This is a genomic window from Luteimonas endophytica, from assembly GCF_029887875.1.
In the GTDB taxonomy this organism is placed as follows: Bacteria; Pseudomonadota; Gammaproteobacteria; order Xanthomonadales; family Xanthomonadaceae; genus Luteimonas; species Luteimonas endophytica.
In genome coordinates this window covers 343,444-349,978 of sequence record NZ_JARXRM010000043.1, presented here as the reverse complement: position 1 = coordinate 349,978, position 6,535 = coordinate 343,444, and the positions used below count along the sequence as shown (strand labels likewise).

Below are 6,535 nucleotides of genomic sequence, written 5' to 3'. Positions count from 1 at the left end.
GCCGTCCAACGCTTGATCTCTTCTTCCATTACCGCGCTCATTCGTGTCTCCTTGGAAAGGTTACACCTGAGCAGGAAATCACTGGGTCATTACATCGTTCTCATCGCGTGCCTGCGACCGATCGCCGCCCCCTACCCGCTCGGCCGGCCAGGTCACCTCGTCCAGCAAGCGCTCGGCCTGGGCGGCCAGGGGCTAAAGGGGACGGGCTAAGGAACGGAGGTAATCAAACATGATTAATTCCCTCCGTCCCGTTCTTCAGTCCCGTTCGTCATTATTCACTTCAGCGGCTCCCGATTCTTCGAACCAGTGAACACGAGACAACTCAAAGCGGACTTTTGTTTCGTCCGGCGCAACTATGTGACCGGAGAACTCGCCCCTATACGTCCGCCAAGTCAGATGCCCCCCTTCACTGACACGCGACAGAAATCTCTCCACGCTGATATCCGAGGTTCCTGACGTCGTTCCAATTCTGAGCTTTGAAGAACACTTCTCGGAGCCTATAAACATCCCATGATGATTGTCCGTCTCGATGACCGCGATCACCCTGACTTCTTCCGAGCGCGGAGTTCGATCGAGTTCGCAGAATTCGACGGCAGCAGCGCCTACTTCCGTTCCGCTGACCGTCGAGCAACCGAGCAAAACCAATGGAAACACAATCAATCTCAGCATCCGGCTCCTCCACCTTCGGCGCACCAGGCATCTGTCGACCTTTGAGCCGCATCATTGATCTTCTCTTCCGACCCTAAGCCGACATCCATACGTAATCCTTGACCTACAGCGGCGTTTGTCCGGTGCGCGTTCAGTTCTGTACGGAATACTGCATCCTTGGTTACGGCTGCGCCATGGTCTTTGGCATCCAACTCATGGCGTGCCTCGTGCGCTAGCGTGCCAGCACCGGTGACGTCCGCGTACTGACCCCCAGCCTCTGCAATTTGATCTAGATCGATCGAAATAACATCAGAGCCGTTGGACGATTGGCCAGTTGTGCCAGGATCCAAATTTGTCGCGCGTACGGTGACTCCGTTGTCAACGTTGTGCCGACCTAAATACTGAATCGCCCTATCAACTTTCGCATGGGCATCAGTGCCAGCTGGTAATCCCGCCCGCGCTTCTCCGAGCTTTTCGCGAAAAGCGGCGACGCGACCGCATTGTGAGCTAGATCCATCGCAAGAGTAGCGGCCATCGGGGTCCAAAAACGGTATGGGCTGTTGTTTCCGTACCAATACCGATTGAAGTTCGTTCCGGTGTTGCCATCCGCCGTCACCGGGTCGACGGAGAGGAACCTGCCAATCCCCGCATCGTAATAGCGCTGCTGCATGTACGTCAGCCCGGTCGCCGCGTCCTGCACATGCCCGGTGTAGCCCGGCCCATCCGCCAGAACCGGCGTGAGCTGCTGGCCGTAGGGTTCATACTCGCGGCGCTCCAGCACGTTGCGGTTCTGGTCGGTCACGGCGACCACCGAGCCCAGCGCATCGGTGTGGATGTACTTCACCGTTTGCGCGAACGCGGCGCCGGCGGGGAGCAAGCCGCCAGCCAGCAGGACGAGTATCAGGACGACAGCGCGGGTTGCGAGGCCCTTCGCTTGGCCACCCCGCCGACTCGCGGATCCGGGCGGCTTGGCGCTCACGGAAGAACCGAAACGCATGCCGCGGGTGGTGCGGCACTGGTCGATGTCCATATGACTCCCCCTGAGTCCTTCCTGGGCACGGTCGGAATATAGGCCAGCCCGCACCCCTTGCACAGTACCGACTGTCGCGGGGCCCAGGCCGGCAACCTACCCTGCGCGCAGCCCAGCAAGCCCACCGGCTGGCGCTCGCGCCGGCAGCCCATCGGTCCGCCCGGCGGGGCCGTCAGTATGCGAACCCGACCGCGGCTTTTTTCCAACCGAGCCCGGCACCGCACCCTGCTCGCTCAGTGGCGGGTGGCCGCCTGCGGGCGCCAGCCTGCATCCGCGGGCGGCGGCAGCATCGGCATGGCCGCGTCACGCGCCAGGCCCGGGCTGGCCGGTACACCGTAGAGCGCCGGCGCCTCGCGTACGCGGTGTCGGTGCCCGGCTTCGTCGGGGAGGTGCTGCTCCGTCACCTTGTCCATGAGCGCATGCGCGGCGTCGGTCTCTTCGAAGATCGCATCGCCCAGCATCGTCAGCGTGCCGTCGGCCAGGTCGATCCGCTCGACGCTGAAGACCAGGTCGCCGTAGGCATGCAGCCGGTCGTGCAGGCGGTTGAGCGTGTCCAACTGCGACGATGCGGCCTGTGCGCTGGCTTCGGGCCATCCGTCGCGGGATGCTGGCCAAGAGTCTCTCGAGCCACGACGCCGCCGCCAACAGGCGATCGGCCAACCCGTCGATACCCATCTCGGGCGCCCACGCTAACTGCCTTCGCTCCCATCTTCGCTGCTAAAGCACGGAGCGAGCTCGTCTACAAGCGCATCCCCTTGCACGAACAAACTGAATGCTTCTCCGGGATTGCTCGGATAGCAATCAACAGCGATGGCTCCCTGACCGTCGCGTGGATAAAAAACAACAGTATCCTCAATGGCCGAGGCTGCCGCCACGAGCCCTACAATTCTTAGATCCGTCACAGCACAAAAGCCAAGGTAGCCATTACCATGAACGCCGACCCAGCCACCCCTCGATGCGATTGCATTGTCGATACATTCCGCGACAGATACCACCCGCTTCTCTGAAGCGTACGGCAGAACTAGGCCATGCGCGTCCTCAATCCTTCGTGGCCAATCGAGCTTGAATGGAACGTCCATCCGAAGATCGAAGTCCGCCAACTGAAGTTGGTAACCGAGAGCGGAACCGATCGCTAGAGCCAACTTCTCTCCGTAGGAACTTCGCAAGCGCGCCGTCTCTTTTTCGCGGAGAGATTCCTCCCGGCGCCTACGAAGATCATCAGTAGAAGCGTCGCTGCGCACTAGAGCACCTATCTGCGTGGCTCGAAGTCAACGCGTACTTTATCTTCTACTTGCTCCGTTCCACTCGATGTTGAGAATCGCAGCTGGCAGCATGCTCATGAACTCTTGAATACCAGGCGCCGCACTGCTGATTTTTCCTGCCGCATGTCCCATCAGTCCGATGTGGAGCTCGGCCAGTCATCGATGGGGACAGACGCGGAGGTGATCTTTCCCAAATAATAACTTCCGCCCTCCAGAGCGGCACACGGGCGCCGATACGACTCGAATACCTTCATCGGCATACCTCCCGACAGTTTCGTGATCTCGGGCTCGACCGGGAAGACGAACTCAGAAACGCGCTGCCCTGAAACCCATGGCTCGATAGGAAACCTTACTCCATTTCCATCGCACTCAGTAACCACTATATACGCGTAAACCTCCCGCCTCTTGATGAAGCCCGCATCTTCATAATCAATTCCAACCTCGACGACTGCTTCTTCGTCGATCTCTTGCACATGGACATAGAGAATTTCCGCACTAGAGCTGCAGCCTGCCAATACACCGAGAATCAAGAGCTGGAGGATCGGTCGAAGACACCCAATCGCGTTCATCTCCTACCTCTTTTCGTCGTACGCTGAATCAATCAGGCTAGGAATTCCACCGTTCAATCGCCTAGGGTATGCGCCCTAGGTCCAATGTCCGAAGAACCGAGGCCACTCCACTCTGACCCATGTTCTTCAATCTTCAGACTATGCGCAGTCTATGTGCGGAAACGCAGGGGTGTGCGGCATGAAGCTTTAGGCTCTGCAAATTTCTCCTACCTTGGATCTCTCTTCATCCCGAGCTCTTTCGCAAGAATGATATTCTCACAACATTATTTTCAAGTTCTTCAAAGCGCAACTGTACGGTCCCAGGTGTAACTGAAATTACACAGCCATCTGAAATCGATGCTATTTCAACCTCACCGTTCTCTGGCACTTCAAATGGCACCTCAACTGAGGTGACGCACTCACTGTTAGGAGACCCGCCAATGGAATCGTCGAAGACTTCCAATGAATAGTCCCCAGATTCTGTCGTGGTCTTGAACGAGACACTTCCTGGCCGGAAAGTAAAACCTCGTTCCACCTCCCCCTCTGTCCACGAGCTAAACGGATTCTCAAGAGTGGGCCAAAAAACAGCAATCTGCGAGTAGGAAACGAATAGATTAAAGCTTGTCATTCTCTTAGTCTCCCACTTCTATACGCACGCGAGCACCGTCCGCCAAGCCTCGACATGCATTTCCTATACATGCGCCAGCACTCATGTTGTCCGCAGGACTGATTGCTCGCACACTAGCGCCTGCGCCACCCTCCCTGAACATTGCAGGCGGATACTCATCCAGATGCTTCCCTGGCACTTTGGCCATCCCGCCAATGGAAGCTGCACGATTAGCACCGGCTCCATCTCGCGCAATTGTAAGTACACTCGGCTTCCCGGCGGCAATTGCATCCCTTGCATGTATCGCCGCTTGGCCTTGAGCCCTTGCCGATAAGGTGATCGTCTTCGCTACCGCGCCGGCAGTTCCCGTTACGCCAGCTGCGCCCGCTGCAATCTCCGTCGCAGTAGCCACAGCGCCAGGATTGGCGAGTACCGCCACACCGGCATCAGCAGCAAACGGCGCCGCGACGATAGTTCCACCGACAACCGCAGCTCCAATTCCTGCGCCGGCAGCCCTAGCTCCTATGTTGTCGAAATACTCCTGCTTGGAGATTCTTCCAGATCCAAAATCACGAACATCTCTATCGAGATGAATTTGGGCGGATTCTCTCCCATCTGGATCGGTGAACTTGTAAGGGTTGTTACTGGCATAGCAGTAGCGACAAAAGTTTCGGACCGTAGTTGTATCAACCGATACCGGATCGACGGACAAGAAACCTCCGATCACCGGATCGTAATAGCGCTGCTGCATGTACGTCAGCCCAGTGGCCGCATCCTGCACATGCCCGGTGTAGCCCGGCCCATCCGCCAGAACCGGCGTGAGCTGCTGGCCGTAGGGTTCGTACTCGCGGCGCTCGAGCACGTTCCGGTTCTGGTCGGTCACCGCGACCACCGAGCCTAGTGCATCGGTGTGGATGTACTTCACCGTGGTTTGCGCGAACGCGGCCCCGGCGGGGAGCAAGCACCCAGCCAGCAGGGCGAGCAGCAGGACGACAGCGCGGGCTGCGAGGCCCTCCGCTTGGCCATCCCTCCGACCCGCGGATCCGGGCGGCTTAGCGCTCACGTCAGAACCGAAACGCATGCCGCGAGTGGTGCGGCGCTGGTCGATGTCCATATGACTCCCCCTGAGTCCTTCCTGGGCACGGTCGGAATATAGGCCCGCCCGCACCCCTTGCCCAGTACCGGCTGTCGCGGGCCCAGGCCAGTGATCTACCCCCGCGCGGAGACCAGCAAGTCCACCGGCTGGCGCTCGCGCCAGCAGCCCCTCGGTCCGACCGGTGGGGCCGCCGGTAGGCGAACCCGACCCCGGTCTTGTACCTGCACCAACGCACACGGATCGCACGGGCGCGGTGCCGGGGATCGTGACCGAGCCCGGCACCGCGCCCTGATCGATCAGTGGCGGGTGGGCGCCTGCGGGCGCCAGCCCGTACCCGCGGGCGGCGGCAGCAACGGCATGGTTGCGTCACCCGCCAAGCCCGGGCTGGCCGGTACGCCGTAGATCGCGGGCTCCTCGCGTACGCGGTTTCGTCGCCTGGACGCATCGGGAAGCGCCTGACCGGCCACCTTGTCCATGAGGTCGCTTGCGGCTTCGGCCTCTTCGAAGATCGCATCGCCCAGCATCGTCAGCGTGCCGTCGGCCAGGTCGATTCGCTCGATGCCGAAGACCAGGTCGCCGTAGGCATGCAGCCGGTCGTGCAGGCGGTTGAGCGTGTCCAGCTGGTCCATGGTCATGCCGAAGACGAGCGGGGCGTCTGCCTCCTCCGCCGTCGCGGCGGCGTCCGCCTGGTCTGCCTCGTCGCCCTCCTTGGCGCCCGGTGCTTCGCCCACTTCGTCGTCCTGCGTGCCTGCGGCCGACGCCGCTTCAGCCTCGTCATCCTGTGCGCCGGCGGCCAACGCCTCACTGGCCCGTGCCGGTGCCTCCAGCACGTCGTCCTCATCGCGGGCCCGCGGCCGATCGCCGCCCACCACCCGCTCGGCCGGCCATGTCACCTCGTCCAGCACGCGCTCGGCCTGGGCGGCCAGCACCTCCAGGCAGACGGCCAGCTCGTCCCCGCTGATCTGGGGCCCCCAGCCCGTCTCGTCCTCGTCATGCGTGCGCGGCTGCGCCAGGTGCGACAGGAACACCATGTGGTCATGCAGCTTCTTCAGCCGGAACTGGCTGTCCTCCGGCAGGAAATAGCCCCGCACCTGCAGATCGTTCGATTCACGGTTCGACATCGTTGCCTCCTCCTTCCATGAAGTGGCCGCCCACCGCGGCACGGCGGACGGGAAGTCGGGAGGTTCGAAACCGCTAACAGACGGCGGGCGTATTTCCCCGAAGGGTGTTGTATTAGCCGCCCTCCCGACGCAGGCATCGCGTCGGTCGTGCCTGCAGCAGCGCGGGCACAAAAAACCCACCGGTTTGTCGGAGGTGGGTACCGCTGTTAGAGGAGTTTCGACG

At 60.8% G+C, this 6,535-nt stretch carries 9 protein-coding genes; 1 reads left to right on the top strand and 8 read right to left on the bottom strand.

Features of this window, described 5'->3' with window-relative positions; translation table 11 throughout:
• On the top strand, positions 1–210 hold a 210-nt coding region (locus QFW77_RS15060; protein ID WP_280575592.1), incomplete at its 5' end, for a hypothetical protein.
• Positions 211–255: 45 nt separating this feature from the next.
• On the opposite strand, the gene QFW77_RS15055 is transcribed toward QFW77_RS15060, so the two are convergent.
• From QFW77_RS15055 to QFW77_RS15025, 8 genes are all read right to left on the bottom strand, one after another.
• The gene (locus QFW77_RS15055) at positions 256–669 is read right to left on the bottom strand and encodes a hypothetical protein (RefSeq protein WP_280575591.1); all 414 of its coding nucleotides are present in this window, start codon (positions 667–669) and stop codon (positions 256–258) included.
• Positions 670–1,042: 373 nt separating this feature from the next.
• On the bottom strand, positions 1,043–1,678 hold the full coding sequence (locus QFW77_RS19040; protein ID WP_331487963.1) for an RHS repeat-associated core domain-containing protein: 636 nt from the start codon (positions 1,676–1,678) through the stop codon (positions 1,043–1,045).
• A gap of 233 nt (positions 1,679–1,911) precedes the next feature.
• On the bottom strand, positions 1,912–2,235 hold the full coding sequence (locus QFW77_RS15045) for a hypothetical protein (protein WP_280575590.1): 324 nt from the start codon (positions 2,233–2,235) through the stop codon (positions 1,912–1,914).
• Positions 2,236–2,367: 132 nt separating this feature from the next.
• Positions 2,368–2,757: a hypothetical protein gene (locus tag QFW77_RS15040; protein ID WP_280575589.1), complete on the bottom strand. Its 390-nt coding sequence runs from the start codon at positions 2,755–2,757 to the stop codon at positions 2,368–2,370.
• A 314-nt stretch (positions 2,758–3,071) separates the two neighbouring features.
• Entirely contained in the window at positions 3,072–3,509 is a 438-nt protein-coding gene (locus tag QFW77_RS15035) for a hypothetical protein (protein WP_280575588.1), read from the bottom strand.
• Positions 3,510–3,732: 223 nt separating this feature from the next.
• Entirely contained in the window at positions 3,733–4,116 is a 384-nt protein-coding gene (gene comJ / locus QFW77_RS19175; RefSeq protein ID WP_425603348.1) for a competence protein ComJ, read from the bottom strand.
• Between the two features lie 4 nt (positions 4,117–4,120).
• On the bottom strand, positions 4,121–5,020 hold the full coding sequence (locus tag QFW77_RS15030) for an RHS repeat-associated core domain-containing protein (RefSeq protein WP_280575587.1): 900 nt from the start codon (positions 5,018–5,020) through the stop codon (positions 4,121–4,123).
• Between the two features lie 467 nt (positions 5,021–5,487).
• Positions 5,488–6,312, bottom strand: a complete 825-nt coding sequence (locus tag QFW77_RS15025; protein WP_280575586.1) for an XAC0095 family protein — start codon at positions 6,310–6,312, stop codon at positions 5,488–5,490.
• Positions 6,313–6,535: the final 223 nt, after the last annotated feature.

Excerpts from the sequence above, each read along its gene's own strand:
- QFW77_RS15055 (WP_280575591.1), bottom strand. The coding sequence starts at position 669 with ATGCTGAGATTGATTGTGTTTCCATTGGTTTTGCTCGGTTGCTCGACG.
- QFW77_RS19040 (WP_331487963.1), bottom strand. The coding sequence starts at position 1,678 with ATGGACATCGACCAGTGCCGCACCACCCGCGGCATGCGTTTCGGTTCT.
- comJ (WP_425603348.1), bottom strand. The coding sequence starts at position 4,116 with ATGACAAGCTTTAATCTATTCGTTTCCTACTCGCAGATTGCTGTTTTT.
- QFW77_RS15040 (WP_280575589.1), bottom strand. The coding sequence starts at position 2,757 with ATGGACGTTCCATTCAAGCTCGATTGGCCACGAAGGATTGAGGACGCG.
- QFW77_RS15035 (WP_280575588.1), bottom strand. The coding sequence starts at position 3,509 with ATGAACGCGATTGGGTGTCTTCGACCGATCCTCCAGCTCTTGATTCTC.
- QFW77_RS15025 (WP_280575586.1), bottom strand. The coding sequence starts at position 6,312 with ATGTCGAACCGTGAATCGAACGATCTGCAGGTGCGGGGCTATTTCCTG.